The organism is Massilia sp. S19_KUP03_FR1, assembly GCF_036688685.1.
Lineage (GTDB): Bacteria > Pseudomonadota > Gammaproteobacteria > Burkholderiales > Burkholderiaceae_D > JALYUM01.
Map to the genome: position 1 here is coordinate 83,149 of NZ_JAQQPS010000008.1, position 22,110 is coordinate 105,258.

The 22,110-nt window shown below is 63.5% G+C and carries 20 protein-coding genes; 7 read left to right on the forward strand and 13 right to left on the reverse strand.

What is annotated here, in order from left to right:
* Positions 1 to 8: 8 nt before the first annotated feature.
* On the reverse strand, positions 9 to 1,079 hold the full coding sequence (locus V6M87_RS10665) for an aminoglycoside phosphotransferase family protein (protein ID WP_332876597.1): 1,071 nt from the start codon (positions 1,077 to 1,079) through the stop codon (positions 9 to 11).
* Positions 1,080 to 1,175: 96 nt separating this feature from the next.
* On the opposite strand from V6M87_RS10665, the gene V6M87_RS10670 reads away from it, so the two are divergent.
* From V6M87_RS10670 to rsmA, 4 genes are read left to right on the forward strand one after another with little or no spacing between them, the layout of a single operon-like run.
* Positions 1,176 to 3,530: an LPS-assembly protein LptD gene (locus V6M87_RS10670; RefSeq protein WP_332876598.1), complete on the forward strand. Its 2,355-nt coding sequence runs from the start codon at positions 1,176 to 1,178 to the stop codon at positions 3,528 to 3,530.
* Between the two features lie 44 nt (positions 3,531 to 3,574).
* A complete protein-coding gene (locus V6M87_RS10675) occupies positions 3,575 to 5,002 on the forward strand; it encodes a peptidylprolyl isomerase (RefSeq protein ID WP_332876599.1) in 1,428 nt (475 codons plus the stop codon).
* Between the two features lie 5 nt (positions 5,003 to 5,007).
* Entirely contained in the window at positions 5,008 to 6,060 is a 1,053-nt protein-coding gene (gene pdxA, locus V6M87_RS10680; RefSeq protein ID WP_332876600.1) for a 4-hydroxythreonine-4-phosphate dehydrogenase PdxA, read from the forward strand.
* A complete protein-coding gene (gene rsmA, locus V6M87_RS10685) occupies positions 6,060 to 6,842 on the forward strand; it encodes a 16S rRNA (adenine(1518)-N(6)/adenine(1519)-N(6))-dimethyltransferase RsmA (RefSeq protein WP_332876601.1) in 783 nt (260 codons plus the stop codon). The genes pdxA and rsmA overlap by 1 nt, the downstream gene beginning before the upstream one ends.
* On the opposite strand, the gene V6M87_RS10690 is transcribed toward rsmA, so the two are convergent.
* The 11 genes from V6M87_RS10690 to V6M87_RS10740 all read right to left on the reverse strand — a co-directional run bounded on the left by V6M87_RS10690 (position 6,839) and on the right by V6M87_RS10740 (position 18,751).
* Entirely contained in the window at positions 6,839 to 7,081 is a 243-nt protein-coding gene (locus V6M87_RS10690; protein ID WP_332876602.1) for a hypothetical protein, read from the reverse strand. The two genes, rsmA and V6M87_RS10690, sit on opposite strands and share 4 nt — an antisense overlap.
* A gap of 72 nt (positions 7,082 to 7,153) precedes the next feature.
* On the reverse strand, positions 7,154 to 8,095 hold the full coding sequence (locus V6M87_RS10695; protein ID WP_332876603.1) for an FkbM family methyltransferase: 942 nt from the start codon (positions 8,093 to 8,095) through the stop codon (positions 7,154 to 7,156).
* Between the two features lie 18 nt (positions 8,096 to 8,113).
* Positions 8,114 to 9,673 carry a GMC family oxidoreductase gene (locus V6M87_RS10700; RefSeq protein ID WP_442920577.1) on the reverse strand — a complete coding sequence of 520 codons (1,560 nt, stop codon included), beginning with the start codon at positions 9,671 to 9,673 and terminating at the stop codon, positions 8,114 to 8,116.
* Between the two features lie 259 nt (positions 9,674 to 9,932).
* Complete coding sequence (locus tag V6M87_RS10705; RefSeq protein ID WP_332876605.1) at positions 9,933 to 10,793, reverse strand: pirin family protein; 861 nt, start codon at positions 10,791 to 10,793, stop codon at positions 9,933 to 9,935.
* Between the two features lie 32 nt (positions 10,794 to 10,825).
* Entirely contained in the window at positions 10,826 to 11,392 is a 567-nt protein-coding gene (locus V6M87_RS10710; RefSeq protein WP_332876606.1) for an MFS transporter, read from the reverse strand.
* Positions 11,389 to 12,282 (reverse strand): pirin family protein, encoded by an 894-nt coding sequence (locus V6M87_RS10715; RefSeq protein WP_332876607.1) that lies wholly within the window; start codon positions 12,280 to 12,282, stop codon positions 11,389 to 11,391. Before V6M87_RS10715 ends, V6M87_RS10710 begins: the two co-directional genes overlap by 4 nt.
* Before the next feature lie 279 nt (positions 12,283 to 12,561).
* Complete coding sequence (locus V6M87_RS10720) at positions 12,562 to 13,548, reverse strand: zinc-binding dehydrogenase (protein WP_332876608.1); 987 nt, start codon at positions 13,546 to 13,548, stop codon at positions 12,562 to 12,564.
* A gap of 21 nt (positions 13,549 to 13,569) precedes the next feature.
* A complete protein-coding gene (locus V6M87_RS10725; RefSeq protein ID WP_332876609.1) occupies positions 13,570 to 14,589 on the reverse strand; it encodes an MBL fold metallo-hydrolase in 1,020 nt (339 codons plus the stop codon).
* Positions 14,590 to 14,769: 180 nt separating this feature from the next.
* Positions 14,770 to 16,875 carry an acyltransferase family protein gene (locus V6M87_RS10730; RefSeq protein WP_332876610.1) on the reverse strand — a complete coding sequence of 702 codons (2,106 nt, stop codon included), beginning with the start codon at positions 16,873 to 16,875 and terminating at the stop codon, positions 14,770 to 14,772.
* A 401-nt stretch (positions 16,876 to 17,276) separates the two neighbouring features.
* Positions 17,277 to 18,194, reverse strand: a complete 918-nt coding sequence (locus V6M87_RS10735) for a LysR substrate-binding domain-containing protein (protein WP_332876611.1) — start codon at positions 18,192 to 18,194, stop codon at positions 17,277 to 17,279.
* A 131-nt stretch (positions 18,195 to 18,325) separates the two neighbouring features.
* The gene (locus V6M87_RS10740) at positions 18,326 to 18,751 is read right to left on the reverse strand and encodes a DoxX family protein (RefSeq protein WP_332876612.1); all 426 of its coding nucleotides are present in this window, start codon (positions 18,749 to 18,751) and stop codon (positions 18,326 to 18,328) included.
* A 248-nt stretch (positions 18,752 to 18,999) separates the two neighbouring features.
* Here V6M87_RS10740 and V6M87_RS10745 point away from each other — a divergent pair, with 248 nt between their 5' ends.
* From V6M87_RS10745 to V6M87_RS10755, 3 genes are all read left to right on the forward strand, one after another.
* Positions 19,000 to 19,857 carry an SDR family NAD(P)-dependent oxidoreductase gene (locus tag V6M87_RS10745; protein WP_332876613.1) on the forward strand — a complete coding sequence of 286 codons (858 nt, stop codon included), beginning with the start codon at positions 19,000 to 19,002 and terminating at the stop codon, positions 19,855 to 19,857.
* Positions 19,858 to 19,859: 2 nt separating this feature from the next.
* On the forward strand, positions 19,860 to 20,603 hold the full coding sequence (locus V6M87_RS10750) for an SDR family NAD(P)-dependent oxidoreductase (protein ID WP_332876614.1): 744 nt from the start codon (positions 19,860 to 19,862) through the stop codon (positions 20,601 to 20,603).
* A 62-nt stretch (positions 20,604 to 20,665) separates the two neighbouring features.
* Positions 20,666 to 21,238 carry an NADPH-dependent FMN reductase gene (locus V6M87_RS10755; protein ID WP_332876615.1) on the forward strand — a complete coding sequence of 191 codons (573 nt, stop codon included), beginning with the start codon at positions 20,666 to 20,668 and terminating at the stop codon, positions 21,236 to 21,238.
* Between the two features lie 155 nt (positions 21,239 to 21,393).
* Here V6M87_RS10755 and V6M87_RS10760 read toward each other — a convergent pair whose 3' ends face one another.
* Positions 21,394 to 22,104 (reverse strand): hypothetical protein, encoded by a 711-nt coding sequence (locus V6M87_RS10760; protein ID WP_332876616.1) that lies wholly within the window; start codon positions 22,102 to 22,104, stop codon positions 21,394 to 21,396.
* Positions 22,105 to 22,110: the final 6 nt, after the last annotated feature.

A 22,110-nucleotide genomic window follows, 5' to 3' on the forward strand; every position in this document is an offset into this window, starting at 1 on the left:
GGGCCGCCTTAAAACGTGTAGCCGACTTGCGGGACGACGTTTTCGAACGCATCGAGCAGGCGCACCAGCGGTTTCAGTTCGATGTAACGATTCGCCGTCTTGCGCACGTAATCGAGCACGGTCGGCAGATCGCCCATGTAGACCGGTTTGCTGTCGCGGTAATTCAGGCGGCAGAAAAGGCCGAGGATTTTCAGGTGGCGCTGCAGGGCCATGAATTCGAAGTCGCGGTAAAACGCGTCGATGTCCGGATTGACCGGCAGGCCGATCTTCTTGGCGCTTTGCCAGTAGCGCACCACCCAGTCGAGCACGAATTCTTCATCCCACTGGATGTAGGCGTCGCGCATCAGCGAGGCAAGGTCGTAGGTGACCGGGCCATAGACGGCGTCCTGGAAGTCCAGCACGCCCGGGTTGCCTTGCTCAAGCCACATCAGGTTGCGCGAGTGGTAGTCGCGGTGCATGAACACCTGCTGCTGGGCCAGCACGTTGGCCGTGATGGTCTCGAACACCTTGTCGAGGATGGCTTGCTGGGCCGGCGTCATCGTCACGCCCAGGTGTTTCGCGACGAACCACTCGGGGAACAGGTTCATTTCGCGCAGCACGAAGGCGCGGTCGAACTCGGGCAAGACGCCCGGTTCGCTGGTCAGCTGGAACGCGATCAGCGCATCGATGGCGTCCGAATACATGAATGAGGCGTTGTCGCTGTCGAGCCGCTGCAAATAGGTGGTGGTGCCCAGGTCGGAAATAAGGAGGTAACCCCGTTCGACATCGCGCGCGACGATGGCCGGCACCGTGACGCCGGCGTCGAACAGCAGGCCGTCGACGTGGATGAAGGCGGGGACATTTTCACGTTCCGGCGGCGCATCCATGGCAATGAGCGTGTCGCCCAGTTTGGCGCGCAAATCAGGCAGCACGTCAAACCGGAAGTAGCGGCGGAAGCTGGCGTCAGTGGAAGCGGGGCGGCGCGAAGCGATGTCGACCAGGTTCAGGGACGCCAGCCAGCTGTCGAGCTGGGACAGGCGCAGGTCGGCAGGCAAAGCGGGTGCAGGAGTGGACACGGGAATAGAAGGCAATGAAGACATGAAGCGACCCGGGAATCCGGTTGAAGGTGACAATTCCCATATAATAAGGGATTCAACCCAAAAAATCGCCTATATGGTGAATCACACCTTCCCCTCATGAGCTGGTTTTCGGCCCCACCCCCTTTCCGCCGGCGCGCCCTCGCCCTGGCCGCACTCCTCGCCGTGTCGGCCGCGCCCTCGTACGCCTGGGCCCAGGTCGTCGTTCCGGCGCCGCCACAACCGGGCCAGCCAGGATTGACCGGGCCGCGCGTCAGCGATGACGATGCGCCCGTGGTGATCCGTGCCGAAGACATTACCGGCCGCCCGGACCGCGACCTCCAGCTCGAGCGCGACGTCGAAGTCACGCGCGGCCAGACCGGCATCAAGTCCGACACGGCGTGCTACCAGCGCGTGCCGGACGAGGTGACTGCCAAGGGCCATGTGAATATGTGGCGCTTCGGCGACCGCTACCAGGGCGACGAGATGCAGCTGAACATGGAGACGGGCAAGGGCTGGATTTTGCACCCGACCTATCGCCTGCAAAAGAACAATGCGCAGGGCCGCGCCGACCGGGTCGACTTCCTCAGCGAAGACGAAGCCATGATCTACAACGGCAGCTACAGCACCTGCGAAGGCCCGGACCCTGACTGGTACCTGAAAACGAGCCGTCTGCGCCTCGATTCCGGCCGCGACGTGGGCAAGGCCGGCAAGACCATCATCTATTTCAAGGACGTGCCGATCCTGGGCACGCCGGCGATGTCGTTCTCGCTGTCGGGCGCGCGCCGCTCCGGCTGGCTGCCACCGACCATCGGCTTCGGTTCGAAAGGTTCGGCCGAGGTCATGGTGCCGTACTACTTCAATATCGCGCCGAACCGCGACCTGACGTTGTTCCCGCGCTTGATGCTCGACCGCGGCGTGCAGATGGGCGCCACCGGGCGTTATCTGGGCGTCACCGACGCCGGCAATGCCTACAGCGGCGAAACGCACATGGAAGGCTTGCTGCATGACCGCGCCTACGAAGGCGAAGTCAATGCCGACGACCCGACCGGTCCGCGCCTGCACAAGAACGCCAACCGCTGGCAGCTCAATTCGCTGCACAACCAGATGCTGGCACCCGGCTGGGCGGCCGGCTGGAACGTCAAGGCGGCGTCCGACGACGACTACCCGAGCGATTTTTCGCGCACCGTGGCCGCCAGTGCCGAGCGTCAGCTGCTGCGTGAAATCAGCACCAGCTACAACGGCCAAATCTGGTCGCTGTCGGCACGCATGCAGAACTACCAGGTGCTGCAGGACCCGGGCGCGGCCACCAAAAAGGAGCTGACCGTGGCGCGGCCGTATGACCGCTTGCCGCAGATCGTGTTCCACGCCGGCCAGTACGACGTCGCCGGCGGTTTCGACTGGTCGCTCGACAGCGAAGCCACGCGCTTTTCGCATCCGACGCAAATCGAAGGCAACCGGATGGCGCTGCTGGGCCAGGTCAGCTACCCGTGGGTGCGCCCCGGCTATTTTATTACGCCGAAGGTGCAATTTCGCGCCGCACAATACTCGCTCGACCTGAACGGGAACACGCCGCTGACGCCGGCCAACGTCAAGAGCCCGTCGGTGACCGCGCCCACGGTTTCGCTCGACGGCGGCCTGGTCTTCGAACGCAACACCGATTTGTTCGGCAAAGGTTCGACGCAGACGCTGGAACCGCGCCTGTTTTATGTGCGCACGCCGTACCGCAACCAGGATGCGTTGCCGCTGTTCGATACCGCTGAAGCAGGCTTCAGTTACTCGCAGCTGTTCAACGAAAATCGCTATGTCGGCTATGACCGCATTGCCGACGCCAATCAAGTCACCGCCGCGGTCGTGTCGCGCTTTATCCAGGATAACGGCGCCGAGCGCCTGCGCCTGGCCATTGGTCAGCGCTTTTATATGACCCCGTCGCGCGTGGGCCGGGTCGTCACCACCACCACGCAGAAAACCAGCCGGTCCGACGTGCTGCTCGCTGCCGGCGGCAGTATCACCGACGCACTTGCCTTCGATAGCGCGGTAGAATACGATGCGCAAAACCGCAGCCTGTACAGCTCGAATGTGGGCGTGTCGTGGCATGCGGGGCCGATGAAAGTGTTGAACCTGGCCTACCGCCAGCAGCGCAATACCGATCGCATCCTTGAAAGTTTTCGTAACGTCGATGTATCGGGGCAGTGGCCGTTGTCGGCGCGCTTGTACGGCATCGGGCGGGTCAGTTATTCCTTGCTGGGCAAGAAGTTTCTCGAATCGCTGGTCGGCCTCGAATACAAGGCCGATTGCTGGGTCTTCCGGGCCGGCGCCTCGCGCTTCGTAACGGCTTCCCAGACCACATCGACGCCGGTCTTTTTCCAGCTTGAGCTGAACGGCCTGTCGCGCCTCGGCTTCGGCAATCCGCTCGAATCGTTCAGCAAGGGCGTGCCCGGCTACAACCGGCTGAGCCAGTCCAACGGCCTGTAAGGGCGACGTTTCTCCATTTACCTGACATGAGTGCTTCCCTGACTATGCGTACTATTCGTTTGCACCACATCAAACCAGCCGCACTGCTGCTGGGCGTGCTCGCCGCCGGCGCTGTCTTCGCGCAGCCGACCGGTTCGAGAATCAAACCGTCGAAACCGACCGCACCCGCACCGGGCGCCACGGCGCCGACCGTCACGCCCCCTGGCGGCGGTTTCCTGCCGCCGGCCGCGGCCGACGCCAACGTGATCGACCAGATCGCCGTGGTGGTCAACGACGAAGTCATCACCCGCAATGAAGTGAACCAGCGCGTGGCGCAGGTGGAAGCGAATATGCGCGCCAAGGGCGTGCCGCCACCGGAAGCGGCCGACATGCGGCGCCAGGTGACGGAACAAATGATCGCCACCCGCGCCCAGCTGCAACTGGCCAAGGAAATGGGCGTGCGCGTCGACGATCCGACGCTCGACCGCGCCATCGCCAACATCGCCGAGCAGCAAAAAATGACGGTGCAGGAAATGCGCAACCAGATGGAAAAAGAAGGCATGACGTTTGCCGGCTTCCGCGATGAAATTCGCGGCGAAATCTCCATGCAGCGCCTGCGCCAGCACGAAGTCGACAGCAAGATCCAGGTGTCCGACGCCGAAGTCGATACCTACCTGCTGGCCGAGAAGGCCGCCGCTGCCGAGCAGGTCGAAATGGACATCGCGCAAATCCTGGTGCGCATTCCGGACAATGCCACGCCCGACCAGATCGCTGCGCGCAAGGCCAGAGCCGACGATGTCGCGCGCCAGTTGCGCACCGGCGCCGATTTCGCCAAGATGGCCGGCAGCTATTCCGATGCGCCCGATGCCCTCAAAGGCGGCGCGATCGGCTGGCGCGACCCGAACGGCTTGCCGCCCTTGTTTGCCAATGAGCTGAAAAAGCTGTCCAAGGGCCAGATCACGGTGGTCATCAAGAGCAACACCGGCTTTCACATCCTGCGCCTGAACGACGTGCGCAGCGCCGCCAAGGTGGCCGACAAAGCCGCCGTGCAGCAAACCCACGTGCGCCACATCCTGCTGAAAGTCACGCCGACGATGACGGCGACAGAAGCCAAGCGCAAGCTGCTGGAAATGAAGGAACGGCTCGACAACAAGGCCACCACCTTCGAAGAACTGGCGCGCCTGAACTCGAACGACGGTTCCGCAGCCAAAGGCGGCGACCTGGGCTGGCTGTTCCCGGGCGACACCGTGCCGGAATTCGAAAACGTCATGAATGGCCTGAAAATCGGCGAAGTGTCGACCGTGGTGGAAACGCAGTATGGTTACCACCTGATCCAGGTCACCGAGCGCAAGTCCGAAGACCAGTCCAAGGAGCGTGAACGCAATGCCGCTCGCCAGGTCATCCGCGAACGCAAGCTGGAAGAAGCGGCCGAGAACTGGGTGCGCGAAGTGCGCGACCGCGCTTACGTCGAATTCCGCGACGAGCAGAAGTAAGCGCCGTGGCAACCTCAGGGCGCCGCCCGGTGCTGGCCATCACCACCGGTGAACCGGCTGGCATCGGCCCGGAAATCGCGATCCGCGCCGCTTGGGCACTGCGCGAAGAAGCCAACTGCGTGCTGCTGGGCGACGCCGCCTTCCTGGCCATGACGGCGTCCAGTATCGACCCGGAAATTTCCCTGGTAGCGCTGTCGACGATGGCGCTGCGCAATGGCGGCTTGCCGCATTTCGGCCTGCAGCGCGTGGCCGTCATCGACGTGCCGCTGGGCGCGTTCGTGGTGCCCGGCCAGCTCGATGCCGACAATGGCCGCTCGGTGCTGGCCACGCTGGACCTGGCTGTCGAAGGCGTGCAGGCCGGCTGGTTCGAGGCGATTGTCACGGCGCCGCTGCAAAAAAGCACTATCAACGATGCCGGCGTGGCCTTTTCGGGCCACACCGAATACCTGGCCGAGCGCACCGGTACCAGCCAGGTCGTGATGATGCTGGCCGGTTCTCCCGGCGCTGACGCGCCCTATTTGCGCGTGGCGCTGGCCACCACCCACTTGCCGCTGCGCGCCGTGCCGGACGCCATCACGTTTGACGGCTTGACGCGAGTGCTCGACATCCTCGACGCCGACCTGAAAAACAAATTCGGCATCGCCGCGCCGCGCATCCTGGTAACCGGGCTGAACCCGCACGCGGGCGAGGGCGGCTACCTGGGGCGCGAGGAAATCGATGTCATCGAGCCAGCCCTTGCGGCGGCGCGCGCGCGTGGCATCGATGCGCGCGGCCCCTATCCGGCCGACACCCTGTTCCAGCCCAAGTACCTGGCCGACGCCGATTGCGTGCTTGCCATGTACCACGACCAGGGTTTGCCGGTTTTAAAATACGCGACGTTTGGCCACGGCATCAATATCACCCTCGGCCTGCCGCTGATCCGCACCTCGGTCGACCATGGCACGGCGCTCGACCTGGCTGCACTTGGCGTCGGCCACGCCGACACCGGCAGCATGGTCGAAGCGATCCGCGCCGCCATGCACATGGTGGCTGCGAAAAATTTGAAAGAACAAGAATAATGAAACACGTCGCCCGCAAACGTTTCGGCCAGAATTTTTTGACCGACAAAATGGTTTTGCAGAACATCATCGACGCCATCGATCCACGCCAGGGCGAAGCCATGGTTGAAATCGGCCCCGGTCTGGCCGCCATGACCGCGCTGCTGCTCAAGCAACTGGGGTCAATGCATGTCGTTGAGCTCGACCGTGACCTGGTCGCGCGCCTGGAAAAAACGTACCCACGCGACGCCTTGACGGTGCATTCGGCCGATGCGCTGAAATTCGATTTCGGTTCCATCCCCGTGCCGGCCGGCCAAAAGCTGCGCGTGGTCGGCAACCTGCCGTACAACATTTCCAGCCCGCTGCTGTTTCACCTGGCCGATTTCGCCCACCTGATCGAAGACCAGCATTTCATGTTGCAGAAGGAAGTGGTCGAACGCATGGTGGCAGAGCCGGGCAGCAAGACCTACGGCCGCCTGTCGGTGATGCTGCAGTGGCGTTACGACATGCGCCTGATGTTCATCGTGCCGCCGACGGCATTCGATCCGCCGCCGCAGGTGGAGTCGGCCATCGTGCGCATGATCCCCGTGAAAGAGCAGTTGCCGTGTGATGCAACCATGTTGTCGAACGTCGTGCAAAAGGCGTTCTCGCAACGCCGCAAGGTGATTCGCAACTGCCTGGCCGGTATGGCCACGGAGGCGCAAATCAGTGCCGCCGGCATCGATCCGACCTTGCGCCCGGAAGCCGTGGGCCTAGCCGAATACGTGGCGCTGGCCAATCTGCTCAGCGCCGCCAAAGCCTAAGTCTTCTCCGCGGCGCCCGGCAGCAATGCCAGCGCGGCCACCCTGGCTTCGGCCAGGGCATCCTGTTCCGTCGTAAACACCTGTTCCACGGCTACCCGCTGGTGCGGCACCAGCGCGTTGCGGTGCATGGGGTTGGTGGACGGTCCGTACACGGTAACAAACGCCGCCCAGCCCTCGACCTCGTTCAGGTGCTCGCCTGCGTACTCGATTTCGTAATCGCCGATCTGTTCGGTAGGCACGTGGTCTCCTCCTCATTGTTGGTATGACTGGCATCATGCCAGCAATGGATCGGCAACGGCGCTTGCCTGGCGTCAGGCCGCGTCGATTTCCATGACGAGGCCACCGATATGGGCTTTCTCCTCACTCGGTACCAGCACCGTCTCGATGTGGCCCCGCGCGAGGAGATACAGGGTATTGATCCAGCGCGGCAGCCAGCGCAGCGGGTGCTTGAGCGTCACCATGTTCATCAACCTGGCCCGCCCCGCCAAGGCATCCAGAACCGTGGAAAAATGGAGTTCAAGGCTCCAGTTTTCGAAAATGACCACCGCTTTCATTTCCGGCGGCAAGGTCCTGGCGATGGCTTCCAGCACGGTCAACTCGTAGCCTTCGACGTCGATCTTGATGACACCGGCGCTCAGGCCGCGCCGGGCCAGGTCGCCGAACAAGGCGCCGAGGGTGTCTCGCGCTGAACGGATCGCGACGCTGGTGACACGATAGTTGGTGTGGTCGAACGATGCGTGGCCATCTTTCTCGGCCTGGGTTTGTGCCGAATACGCATTGCCTTCGCTCATCACGAAGGCGCCGCCCCAATTATTGTTGGGAATGCAGAAGCGCAGCACGCTGTCCTCCTCGCCCAGGCCGTATTCGTGAATATGGTAGTTGTGGCCGGTGAGGAGAATGTTCGCGTTGACCTTCAACACGTTGTAGCAATCGGGGTTCGGTTCGTACAGGTGCAGTTCCTTGAAATGGCGCCCAGACTGGCACGAGGTCAGGCCGATATTGGCGCCGATATCGAGCAGGAAGTCGGCGTGGCCGGTGGCGGCATAATGCTCGATTAGCGCCTTGATTTCGGGCTCGTAGACGCCATTCACGACAGGCTGTACGGTGATGCTGTCGCCGGCGCGAAAAAACAGCGGCAACTGGTTACTGGTCAATTGTTTGTACAGGCTGTTTTTCAAGCGCCCGACGCGGTAAGCGACGGCGTTGCGTTTGAAGATAAAACGGCCTGGTGTGCGAAGCGCGGAAGTGGTCATGGCATGTGCGGTAAGGTGTCAGCGCGCCAGATGGGCGCTGATGCGCTCGGCCAGCATGATGGTGGTGAGATTGGTCGCCACCGAAGGAATGTCGGGCAGGATGGACGCGTCGACAACGCGTAGTGCCGCAATGCCGCGCACCGCGCCCCAGGCATCGACCACGGCAGCCCTGTCGTCGGCGGCGCCCATTGGCACGGTCGAGGTCGGGTGTTGGTAGCCGGCGACGTTGGCGACGATATTCTGGCGCAGGGCCTGGCCCTCGAGCACGGTGGCGCCGGGCGCCATTTCGTGGTCGACCAGATCGGCAAACGGCGCGCTGCGGCCGATCCGGCGCGACAGCTCGACCGCTTCGACCATGCGGTCCAGGTCGTCTTCCTGCTGGAAGAAGTTATATCGGATCTGCGGCGCGGCGCGCGGGTCGCGGCTGGCCAGGCGCAAACTGCCGTTCGACTTGGGCAGTGTCACGGCACAGGCGAGCACGATTGCGCCGCCGGTCGGGCTGGCTTTCGGGTCGATCAGGTGGGTGCCGGAGATGTGCAGGTCCAGGTCGCCAGGGGCGGCGCGGCGGGAGCGCGTCCAGACGATGGCGCCGGCAGCCGGCGTCATCGCCACTGCCGAGGCTTTCAGTGCATACACGTTGAAGAAAAACGGGTGTTCCTGCAGGCGCTCGCCCACCGGCAGGTCGGCCATTACGTCAATCCCCAGCTCGCCGAGGTGGCCCTGTGGACCGACGCCGGAGCGCATCAGGATGGCGGGGCTGCCGATGGTGCCGGACGACAGGATCACTTCCCCTGCGCGCACGATGTCGTCGCCGACCAGGCGCACGCCAACGGCGCGCCCCTTCTCGATCAGCACGCGGTCCACCTCCGCGTTGCCGCGGATGGTGAGATTCGGGCGGGCCCGCACGGCAGCGGTCAGGTAGGCCATGCCGGTATTGATGCGTACGCCATCGATGACGTTGAGCGGGTAGGGGCCGACGCCATGCTGGTGGGCGCCATTGAAGTCGGCCACGTGGGGCAGGCCGGCCGATTCTGCCGCGCTGACGAAGGCACGCATCGACGGGGTGTTTTCTTGCGCGCTACGCTGGCGCACCGGAAACGGGCCGCTGCGGCCGTGCCAGGCATCGTCACCGGTCGGCGTGTTTTCCATGGCACGGTAGGCGGCCAGTACCTCTGGCCACTCCCAACCTTCGATACCGCGCCTGGACCAGCGTGCAAAATCGGCGGGGCGGGCGCGCATCGCGACGGCGGCGTTCACGGCCGAACTGCCGCCGATTACGCGACCGCGCGGGATGCCGATGTCATGGCCGAGGCGGGCGGCGTCCTGGCTGTGATAGTGCCAGTCGTGCTCCGGCGAGCCGGCCACCAGGTTGGCGTTGGTCAGCGCGGCCGGATAGGCGCCGGGCGCGTAATCGGGACCCGCGTCGAGCAACAGCACCTGGCGCTGGCCGTCGGCGCTGAGGCGTGTGGCAAGCACGGCGCCGGCCGAGCCGCCCCCGGCAATCACCACGTCGTAGTGCTTGCCGGCGCGCGCGCCGTTGGTTGGCTGGGCCTGGGCGCGCGCGGCGCCGGCGGCCATACTGCTGGCGCCGCCGGCCATTGCCGCCAGGGCGGCCTGGGTGCCCAGGGTCAGGATGCCGCGTCGTGTGATCGTCAGATTCATGGATACTCCGGAACAGGTTGCCGGTCGGGATGAGCGGCATGGAACGCATGTTAGGGAGGGCCGCATCGTCCAGCAAGATGGCATGGCAGGAACCTGCGTCCGGTGAAATGGACATTGCGGCAGTCGGGTTAACGCAGGCGCGTGTGCTGATGTGGAAAGTACCTGCAGCAGGAGGTCAGGCCGCAGCGGCGTCCCGCATGGCGCTGTGCAGGCGCACGATTTCGCGCTCGCCCTGGCGCAGCGCTGCGGCGCTGGTGTGGACCGAATAGTCGCCGGAGATCAGTGCATGCGGATGCTTGACCGCCGACCCGAGCACGAACTCGGTGCGCCCTTCGGCGACGAATTCAATCGCTTGTTCTCCTTCTGCGAAGACCGCCACTTCGAGGGACAGCGCAGCTTTGCCGGTGTGCAGGACGCCGCTGGCAATGCCCACCCACGCCACGGTATGGCCAGATGGCGGCAGGTAGCGCCAGCGCTCGCCGTCGGCCAGCACCACGTGCAGGTAAGTGAGCGAGGCGCGCGGCTGGATCGGGCTGACGGCGTCGCCGTACCTGCCGAGCAGTACCCGTGCGGGGCCGGCGTGGGGCACGTCGGCCGGCGCCAGGTACTGGCTGCGGGCGGGGGCATTTTCGTCTTCGGGCGGCAAAGCCAGCCACAGCTGGAAGCCGAGCACCTTGGCGCCGTCGGCCGCCATGCCCTGGTGCCACACGCCGCCGCCGGCGCTCATGAATTCCACCCCGCCAGTGGTCAGTTCGCCATGGGCGCCGGTTGACTCGCGGTAGGCGAAGGTGCCGTCCAGGATGGCCGTGACCGTGGCGATGCCGGAGTGCGGGTGCATCGGCATCTTGCCGTGGCGGGAATCGAGTTGAAAGCGGTCGACAAAAATGAATGGCTTGATCAGCTCGCCGATATCGCCGGGACTGACCAGTCGCGTAATGCCGCCGTGTCCACTGCCTTCGGTACGCAAGTGCACGGTGCGCGTGGGTGCTTCTGGTGGCCGTGCCAACGTGGCCAGGTGATGTGTTTCGTTTTGCATGATGGACTCCCTGGTGAATGCATTGATGGTGCTTAGCGCGCCGATGAAAGCGCTGTGCCATACCCGCGCAAGCGGTCTTTTTTGCCTGCGATGAAGATCGCGCAGAGTGACACCGCGCTGAGGATGAAGATGGCGGCCGGTCCCATCAGCGTGGCGACGACGCCGCTGGCCAGATTGCCTGCGGTGCGGGCCAGGTGCATGCCCACGGTGCCGGGCAGGGCGATCTTGCTGAATATCTCCAGTAATACCGGCTGCAGCGAGAGCATGGCAATCGCCGCGCACAAGCCCAGGATGACTGCGGTGCACAGCATGACCCAGGGGCCGACGAAGCCGAGGAAGGTCAAAATGCTGACCGCAAAGGTTCCAGACCCCATTTTTTTGAATGCAAACTGACGGTGGCCGTGCCGGTGCACGTACAGCGATACCACCACCGACAGCAGCGCGAGCAGGCACATCGGCAGACTGGTCGACATCTTGACGGCGGCCAGCGGCAGCGGTTGCGCCATGGCCGATGCCAGGTTCGACGCGATGATGCCGATCCAGACAGCCCGAAACAATGGGTTGAACAGCAGGCGGCTGCGGGCAGGTGCGTGGTTCATGTCGATTCCTCGATAGCGGGTTGACGGTCTGGGACGGTTTGGACGGGCGCAGGCCTGGCTGCACGCAGCGTTGCGTGAAGTCCGCCTGGTACAGGGACCGGCTCCGCCGTGATCAGGATGAAATGGCAGGCTGCGGCCGCGCGCACGGCGATGCGGGTGGCCGCGCCTGCGCCGACGGTCGTCATCTGGCCCGCCGCCAGCACGCACACGCTATCGGCGACCTGCAGCTCGAGCTGTCCTGAGATGACGTACAGCCAGGCCTTGCGATCGCACGGCAGGTGGTGCGTGAACCTGCCACCGGGATGGATGACGCCGTCGAACAGCGCCATCTCGTCTGCGGTGCGTTCCATCCCGGCGCCGCCTTCTGCTCCCAGCACGGCGCGCAAGCGGTAGCCGGCGCCCTCCAGCAGCGCCACGTCGGCGCGGCGGACATGCGATGCCTGCGGCGGATTGTGGTGCAGCGCGCAGGGAAGCTTGACGAAGATCTGCAGCGCGTGGATACGGGCGCCTTCGCCAGGCCGTTGTTCGTGCACGGCGCCGCTGCCGGCGGCCAACCGGTACAGATCGCCTGGCTCCAGGACCACGCTGCCACCGACCGTATCGCGATTGTGGAAACTGCCCAGCGAATCCTCGAACAGGGCGGTAATCGTCGTGATCCGCTGGTGCAGATGGGGCGCGAATGTGGCCCCGGTCATCACGAAATGGTCCAGCATCAAAATGGGATCGGTATCGCGCTCGAACATCGGCCCGCCAAAGCGCAGCGAGGTGAAGCCGGTGCCGATCGTGCGGGGGACGCCCGCCACCACCGCCCCAAAGCGGGTGGGAAGAATGTCGCCTTGTTCGCCTGTTGCCTGCTTGCCCATTTGTTCGCTCCATCCGCCTGTTGTCATGGATGGAATATAAGCCGGGCCGCGTCCAGTGAGAAGCCGTCGAATCGGCAACGCTGTGTCCAGCTAACTGGACGATGAATTGACCGCAGGAAGATCGTGCGTATCCACCCTCACGTGCTCAACCGGCGTGTCGCGGGTCCGGTCGCTTCAGGATCGTTAGACGGTGGATTTGATGTGGGATATGCAACTGGTTCAGCTGGCGTGGGCACGATTGTGCCTGGCGCGATGCGTGACCTGAACCGGCAGGTTTGCTGGTCCAGGTCAGAAATCACGACGGTTTTACATCAGGACGACCAGCTTGCCCTGGGCGCCGTTGCTTTCCATCAGGCGGTGCGCGCGCGGCACATCGCCGAAAGCGAAGGTTTGCACGCGCAGCGATGCGGTGGCGCCGCTGGCCTGGCGGTCGGCCATCCATCGCAACGGCGCGCCGTCCAACGGCAGGGCGGCGCTTCCGAGCATGCTGCTGCTGAAAAACGCCAGGCGCACGGCATTGGGCAGGTCCCGGGCCAGGTCCAGCTGTTCCAATACCGGCATGCCGCTCATCAGGCCGATCACGACCGTCGTGCCGAATGCGCTGACGGACCTGGCGGTGTCGAGCACGGTGCCGGCGCCGACCACGTCGAGCGCCACATCGACCCCCTGCGGCGCGGCAGCGCGCACCTGTTCGGCCACGCTGCCGCTGTCGATGATGACGGCGTCGGCGCCGATCGCCTTCAGCCGCGCCGTGTTCTCCAGCGAACGCGTGGTGGCAAGCACCGTCTGGCCGCGCGCCTTGGCGTAGGCCACGGCAGCCTGGCCGACGGCGGCCGAAGCGCCGCGCACCAGCACGGTCAGCTTGGGTGCCGTGTCGATCAGGCGGCCCAGCGCGCCCCACACCGTCAGATAGCTCAGGGGCAAGCTCGCCAGTTCTTCCCAACCCAGCGTGGTGCCGTCCAGGTCGACAACATTGCTGCGCAACACGGTGACCTCCTCGGCGTAACTGCCGGGGCGGTTCACCTGCATGCCGCCGGTTGCCGTGGCGACGCGCTGGCCGGCGTGGAAGGTACCGGACGGGTCTTCCAGCACCTCGCCGACCGCCTCGATGCCGGGCACGACCTGGCCGGTGATCGGGCCCATCCTGCCGCTGCGGCGGTAGAGTTCGGCGCGGTTCAGGCCGAAGGCGCGTACGCGGATACGCACCTCGTCGGCATTCGGGCGCCGCGCGTCGATCTCGCGCAGTTGCAGCACTTCCGGGCCGCCGGCAGTTTCAATGACGTATGCTTTCATGCGGTATGCTCCTGGTCGGAATTAGTCGTCCCAGCGGGCGTAGATCAGGGCGGCGCGGCAGTGGCTTTCACCGAACACGTCGACCGCGGCCAGGCGGTTGATCCAGCGTCCGCGGACCTCGGTCGTGCAACTGTCGATCATGCCGTCGAGTACGGTGCGGTACAGTGCGAACTTGTTATCCCAGGTATATTTTTCCGCCGCGTGCGTCGCGATGGCCATCTGGTCGCTGCCGTCGTGGATGCGCTTGATCGTGTGGTAGACGTCGTAAGCGTATTCCTTGGTGTCTTCCACGTCGGCACGGCCGGCAAGGTAGGTCAGGTGGCCGGCCACCAGCACGTCGAAGTCGTACGCCAGCACTTCATCGAACACCTTCAGATAGCTGTGCATATTGGTGGTGAGGTCGAAGTCCAGGAACGGCACGTGGCCCGCCACAACCGTGTCGACCGCCATCAGGAACTTGCGCTGCGGGAGGTAGATGAACAGGTCGCCGTGCGGGGAATGCCAGTCGCTGCGTTTGAGTTCCGCATGCAGCGTGCCCAGGTTGAGCTGGTAGTGGTCGCGGAACGTCTGCGTCGGTACCGGCCGGCGCGGGTCGCGTTTTTCGCGCAGCAAACTGGCCGCGCCTTCCTCGGCCAGGATGCGCAGGCCCTTGATTTTCTTGTTCAGCGACTGGGCGCCGGAGATGTGGTCCAGGTGGGTATGCGAGTAGACCAGTTCGACGATGGGTTCACGCGTCACCTCGGCCACCGCCTCCGGCAGCTTGTCGGCGAAGGTGGGCGGCGCGTCGAACAGCACCACGCCCTTGCCGGTGGTGACGAAGACGGACTGGTAAGCGCCGTCGGTGACAACATACACGTCCTGCTTGACCTGCTTGACCAGGTAGCCTTTCGCCGGAATGTCGAGCGCTTTCGCCTTGATCGCCGGCAGTACCGGCACGAAGTCGGGCAACGGGCGTGCCTGCTGGGCAAAGCCGGCCAGTGGCAGCAGCAGGGCGGCCGCCAGGGCCTGTGCAGCAAGGCGTGGGAAGGTGAACGATTTCATGGTGATCCTTTCAATGTGCGGGTGGCAGCGTGCGGGTAGCCGGTCGGAATGAACGGCATGCGTTGCATGGTATGGAGGGGTGCAGGGCCCGGCAAGATGGGTTTCCCGGAACCTGTGTCTGGCGTCATGGACGTTGCGGACCGGGTGCCGGAGCGCATGATCGCGCGCCATGCCAGGCGTTTAATCCGGCAACAACGGCAGCAACGCATCGGCCATGCGCCCATTGGCGAAGTCCGAGACGTGATCGCCGTAGCTGTACAGGTATTTTCCATCCATCGTCATCGGGCAGCGCCGGGTCGACTGATCGCACAGCACCGGGCCTGGGTCATACACTATCATCTGGGGGTGGCGGTGTTTGATCTGCATGATCAATTGATCGAGGGCCTGGCGCTGCTTCAAGTAATCCGCATAGGGCAAATCACAGCGGGGGGCACTGCTCCTGGTGCCCAGCGCGAGCGCCGTGCGCACACCCGGCCACGCCAGCACGGCGCGGTCCATGCAACGTTCCGGATCAGGCAAGCGCGGATTGTCGAGTACTACGCCGACTAGCTTGCCGGCCTGTTCGAGGGCGGTGACGGCTTGCTCGACGCCTGCAAGAACCAGAACCTTGTCATCTGCAGTCGGATCCATGTTTTCGCGCGGGGAACTGTAGGCAAAACGCGGCCCGATCATGTCGCGATCCGTGAAGGCGAGTAAGACGGTGTGGATAGAGCGCTCAGAAATCAATGCCTGCAAGATCGCCCGGTTTGCCTGTGCACAGTCCTGCGGGCGATCGCGCAAAAAGGCGCTGGTTCGTTCCACGCCGCTCATCGGCGCACAACCGCGCTGGCCTAACAGCATCCAGCCCTGGTTGGGCGCCGAACGGCGCACCAGGCCCCAGAACAGCGCTTCGGCCTTGCTGTCGCCCCACACGGCGAAATGCGGCGGCGTGCGCAGATCGGTCGCGCACAAACCGGGATGGGTTTGGCTGACAACAGCACATTCCTGGCGTACAAATTCCCTTCCCTGGCCCAGGCTGGCCGTCGCCACGTCAGCATGGGCATCGGAACCCCTGCGGAAGCTGAAACCGTCCCGTTCGTAGACCCGGCTGCCCACGAAGCCGATCGACAGCAAGGCCAGGCATGGCACCACCAGCCTGGCCATGCGCGGCGGCCCGAATCGAAAGCGCGCTTCGATGGCGGTCGTGGTCAGCCAGGCAAGCAGGACGCTGGCGCCGAGAATAGCGCAGCGCACCCAGGCCGGAACAGGCTGCGCTCCGGCAACGATGACGGTCAACGACAGCAGAGGCCAATGCCACAGGTAGAGCGGGTAGCTGATCCCTCCCACCCACACCGCCAGCGGATGCGCCAGCAGCGTGCGGCCGGCCCAGCTTTGCGGACCCGCCGCAAGCACGGCGCAGGCCCCCAGCACAGGCAGCAGTGCCCACCAGCCGGGAAACGCGAATTCCGGGCGCAGCAGCAAAAATGACAGGAAGCACAGCGCCAGTCCTGCAATCGATAGCGTATCGGCGTTGCGCCCCGGTGTCGGTCGGGCGGCGGGAGCGAGCGCCAGCATGGCGCCGGCAAGCAATTCCCAAAAGCGGGTGGCCGGTAAAAAGAACGTGGCGGCGGCATGCTCGCGCACCAGCCAGACATTCGCGCCGAACGATAGCACGAGCATGGCGGCGCAGAGCGTGACGGCGGCCCGGCGCCAGCGCAGGGCCAGCGTGAGCACGAGCGGCCATACCAGATAAAACTGCTCCTCGATCGCGAGCGACCACAGGTGCAGCAGGGGTTTGCTGGCGGCGTCCCGGTCGAAATACCCTGCTTCATTCCACGCCACCCAGTTGGAGACGAAAGCCGCTCCCGCCCAGATGTGCTTGCCTAATTGTTTGAACTCTGCGGCATGCATGACAAACCACCCAAGTCCGTGGGTAGCGGCCAGCACCAGCGCCAGTGACGGGAAGATCCGGCGTGCGCGCCTGGAATAAAAGCGTGCGAGGCTTACCCCGCCGTGGGCAGCATCCCTGGCCAGGATGGCGGTAATGAGGAATCCGGAAATCACAAAAAAGATGTCTACGCCAGCGAAACCGCCAGGAAGCGCCTTGGGGAAAGCATGGAAAATCAGTACCGCGCAGACGGCCAGTGCGCGCAGCCCATCGATGTCGGAACAGTAGCGCCAGGGCTGCGCCGCCGCGAGGGTGAGCGCGGACGGGGCAACGTCGGTCCGGCCGAGGACGCCGTCCTTGCGGGCACGACCCGTTGAGAAACTGAAAAATTTGGAAAAGCGTAGCAAAAATAGCCGCATGCGATGATGTCCAAACAGCCTGTCCGATGTACCGGGACGAGCGAATGCCGGCAGCCTTCACAGGAAGTTGCAGCATGATTTAAGAGAAAGGTGAGGCGCCTGGAATCAGCGCGGGTATCGCTGGGGGGGCCGCCTTGTGCCGAAGCGCTACTGTCTCCGCCAGGGCGAAGCAACACCATGGTAGAGAGGGGCATACCCCCCAGCAAGATGGGTTTTCCGGAACCTGCGTCCGGTCAGATGGACGCTGCGAAGCAATGCTCGCGCCGCCAGAACGGGGTGAGGCGGAGCAAGGAGGGAGGGACGACGTCGGCGCGCTTGGGCAGAAGCGCTTCGTGACACTGGACTACCCTGACCGGCGCTGCGCGCGCAGCGTTACGCCGGTCAGAGAATGGGACAATGAATTACAGCAAGACGATTTTTGGAAATTCCGCAGCGAGATGGTCGAGGAACACGCGCACTGACGGCAGCAAGCCTTTGCGCGACGGCACCAGCGCCGTGATCATGGCGTCGCCGGCGATCCATTCGGGCAAAATGCGCTGCAATTCGCTCCGATCGACGGCGGCCTTCGCGATATAGCTCGGCAAGGCGACGATGCCCAGTCCGTTGATGGCGGCTTGCTGCAGGCTGCGCATGTCGTCGCTTTGCAGGCGGGGCGCAAGCGGGACGGCGACTTCTTCGGTCAACAGCGTTGTATGGCGCAGGCGCCAGTGCAGCGGGGCGTTGGCGCGCGCGAAGAAAATCGAGGGATGGTCGTTCAGCTCGGCTGGCGTGGCCGGCGCGCCGTGCTCGGCGACATAGGCGCTGCCGGCAAACAGGCACCAGGGAGCCGGCGCCAGGGTGCGCTGCACCAGGTCGGAATCGGGCAGGGCCGCGCCGTGCGCGCGGATCGCCACGTCATAGTTCTCGCCGACGATGTCGACGGTGCGGTCGGCCGCGTGGGCGATGACATTGACTTTGGGGTACAGGCGCATGAAGTCAGCAATCATCCCCGACATGGCGAAGTGCATGGTGGCTATGCCGGCGGTACAGCGGATCGTCCCGACCGGTTCCGACAGGCGGTGCCGCACCGACATTTCGGCCAGTTCAGCCTCGCGCAACGTGGCCACGGCGTGCCGGTAAAATTCTTCGCCCGCTTCTGTCATGCCGAAGCGGCGTGAGGTGCGGCTCAGCAAACGGACGCCCAGTTCGGCTTCCAGCTGTTGCATGCGGTGGCTGAGCGTTGATTTGGGCATGCCGAGGTTATTACCAGCGGCAGTAAATCCACCCCGATCGACGACATTTACAAAGATAAAAAAATCATTTAAATCAAGCCGGCTCACGCACTATCCAATCTGTCGAATACAATTCGCGAGTTTGAAGGGTAACGTCGCTGCCGTCCAGAATTAATGTATATGTACGTCGTCAAACATATTCGAGCCGCATAAGTGATTATTCACCGCAGCTGGATTTTTTATAGTTTCCAGCGTTTTCCGTGTGTGGCACGTTGAATGCCGCCAGCGGGCTCCTCGATTGCGGCGATATGCAGCAATCCGCCGGCGATGGCGATATTTTTCAGCAATTCCATCAGCTGCATTTGATTTTCCAGATCGTGATGAAATACCAGGCCGGTCGCCACCGAAAAAACGGCCAAAGCGATGGCAACGCTGCGCGTCTGTATACCGCATGCCAGCAGCAGGCCGCCGCCAACTTCGACCGCCACGGCGATCAGGAAACCCAGTATGGCGAATGGCAGGCCGGTCGATGCGATGAATTCGATCGTGGCGCCGGGCGCCATCACCTTGGCGGCGGCGCTCACCAGGAACAGCGTGGCAATCATGAGACGGCCAAGGACCATGACCGCTGGCGTGGGGTGATTTGACGTATTCAATGGTTTCATATCAGTTCTCTCTCAATGTGTGCCGATCGGTTCTGCCGGCGGTAGCGCATCGTAATTATTAAGCGATGCGGGCGCAATGCAGCATGCCGGGAAGCTGCGTCCAGTCGACTGGACAATTGCCGCCTTAATGATCCAATGGGTGAGACGGTGCATCCGGCAAAACCGGCTTGTTGGCCGGACATTGAAAACTTACTATTGGGTCTCGGTACCGCCACCCGGTGGAATCAAATCAAAACCCTGGAGCAAATATGAAATCAGTAAATGGCAAAGTCGTTCTCGTTACCGGCGCCTCGTCAGGTTTGGGACATGAGCTGGTTCACCAGTTGCTGGAAAAAGGCGCACTGGTTGCCGCCACTTTCCGCAAGCAGGCAGAAGTCGATATTTATAACAGCAAGCACCCAACGCAGGGCATGGGCGTGCTGGCAGATGTGACGGACGACGCGGCGGTGCAAGCCGGCGTGGCCCAGGTGCTGGCCCGCTTCGGCCACATCGACATTGTCGCCAACTGCGCCGGCGCCGGCACGGTTGGCGCGGTGGAAGAGATGTCGGATGCGGAAGCGCGACGTGTGTTCGACCTGAATTTTTTTGGCGGCCTGAACATCATCCGCGCGGTTACCCCGGCCATGCGCAAACAGCGCTCCGGCCACATCATCCAGTTTTCGGCCATCGGCGGCTTCATCGGCTACCCCGGCATGGGCGTGTACGCTGCCGCCAAGGGCGCGACCGGCATCCTGGGTGAAGCGCTGGCCGGTGAACTGGCCTCGTTCGGCATCTTTGCAACGGTCCTGACCATCGGGGTCTTCGAGACGCAGTTTGCGGGCCGCTCGCTGGCGTACGCCGCCAATAAAATCGACGACTACGAAGGCACGCCGGCCGGTAAATTCCGCGGCGCCATTGGCGGCCTGCAAGGCAAGCAGCCGAATGTTCCCGAGAAGGGGGCGCTGGCGATCATCCACCTGATGGAAGCGGACCATCCGCCCGTGCATGCAGCCCTGGGCGGCGATGCAATGGGCGGCATGCGCCGCAAAATGGCCAACATCGAGCAGGAACTGGTCCAGTGGCAAGACAACGCCGTTTCCACCGCACGCAACGTCGAAGGAGCATGATCATGCGCATGACCAACAAGGTTGTTCTCATCACGGGCGCTTCGCGCGGACTCGGTTTGCGCCTGGCGCGCCGCTTTGCCAAGGAAGGTGCTGCCGTCGCGCTGACCTATAACAGCGACGCGGCTGCCGCTGCCGCCAACGTGGAGGCGCTCGTCGCCGAAGGTGCCCAGGCAATGGCCGTCGGTGGCGACGTCAGCGATCCGGAAGCCGTCAATGCGATGTTTGCCGCAGTACTGGCCCGGTTCGGACGCATCGACATCGTGGTGGCGAACGCCGGCATGGAGCTGATCGATACGCCGATCACCGAGATCGACAACGCGATGTTCGAGAAGGTCACCAAGACCAACGTCTTCGGCACCTTCTACACCCTGCGCGAAAGTGCGCGGCACGTGACTGACGGCGGGCGCATCATCGTCATTTCGTCGACCACCACGATTGTGCCGAACGCCGGCTTCACTGCCTACGCCGGCAGCAAGGCGGCAGGCCGGTTGTACGTCGAATGCCTGGCGCAGGAACTGGGCAAGCGCAACATCACGGTCAACGGCGTCGTGCCCGGCCCGCTGCGTGACGCCGGTGTCATCGCCAAGCTGCAGGAAAGCGACTACCAGGCCCTGGCGCAATTGTCGCCGTTCGGACGCCTCGGCTCGGTTGCCGACGTGGAAGGGGCCGTGATTTTCCTCGCCAGCGACGATGCCGCGTGGGTCTCTGGCCATCACCTGGTCGTCAATGGCGCAGCGAAAGTCTGACGCCGGCCTGCAGTGCTGCGCAGCGCGCGGCACTGCATCTTGAACTCATAGAAAGGAATGTCATGCTGCCTAAAAAGATTGCCGTCATTATCGGCAGCCTGCGCAAGGATTCGTTGAATCGCCTGTTCGCCCACGAAGTCATGGCACTTGCGCCGCCGTCGCTGTCCCTGGAAATCGTCGAGATCGGCGGCCTGGACCTGTTTAACGAGGACCTCGAAGGACATGGCGTGATTGCGCCACCGGCGTGGACCCGCATGCGCGAACGCATCGCGCCGATGGATGGCGTGCTGTTCTTTACGCCCGAATACAACCGTTCGGTGCCGGGTGTACTGAAGAACGCCCTCGACGTTGGTTCGCGTCCATACGGCGCCAGCGTCTGGGCCCACAAACCGGCCGCGATCGTCAGCGTCTCGCCGGGTGCCGCGGGCGGCTTTGGCGCCAACCACCATGTGCGCCAGTCGATGGTTTTCCTGGACATGCCGTTGTTGCAGCAGCCGGAAGCTTACATCGGCGGCGCCGGCAAGCTGCTGGGCGAAGACGGCAGGCTCAACAACGACGGCACCCGGCAATTTTTGAAGCGCTTCATCGACGCCTTTGCGGCCTGGGTCGATACCAATGCGGCACGCGCCGCCTGAATTGCGGACAAAAAAAAGCCCACTCGAGAGCGGGCTTGAAATCCAATTCTTTTCTGAGGAGAGTTGGAGGAGACAGATGCAGTATGCTGCGCTACAGCATATAAATCCAATTTATCTTCATAATATTAGATATAAGCTGCGCCTATATCTCATCCTCAGGCCGGATTATCCTCGCACTTTACCGCGATGTTCAGGACCGCAGCATCCTTCATCAAGCCGGCGCCATTGGTGACGGTGCAGTGTTGACCTTTTGGCTGGGCCAGGATCGTTACGCCATAGGCTTGGTCGAACCCGACGGCAGTCGCAAAGCTGAACGAAGGTGTTTTTGCGCCAGAGCCGACTGCGCCACCGGCGGCGACTGCGGCCGCCTCTGCCGCTGCCTCGGTTGCTGCATTGGCGTCGACAGTTGCCTTGGTCGGCGTCAGGGTGCCATCCAAACTGCCGTTGATCAATGTCAGGCCGTCGCCCTTCAAGCCAGAGATATAGCCATTCACCGTGTAGGCGTTGATGCTGCACGTGACACTAACATTGATCGAGGCGGTATGGCCCGCGCTGTCCGCCGCAGTCTGGAGGACCGAGCAGCTTTGATGCGCCGGGTTGCTCACGAGCTTGACGAAGTACACATCGCCATATTCGAGAATTTGCGGAAAGGTGTAGTTCACGACATTGGCCACGCCAGACGAATCGAGGCCGGGTTTCTTGATCTCGAGCGTCTGCGAGCCGGTGGTCAGGGTCAGGCTGTCGTAGTACAGGCCCGAGACGGTGCCGGAGACCGGGAACTTGGCTTTGTCACTGCCGCCGCCGCAAGCCGCGAGGCTGGCGGCCAGAAAAAGTGCAGCGCCGGTGCGCACTGTAAATAAAGTCATGCGAAT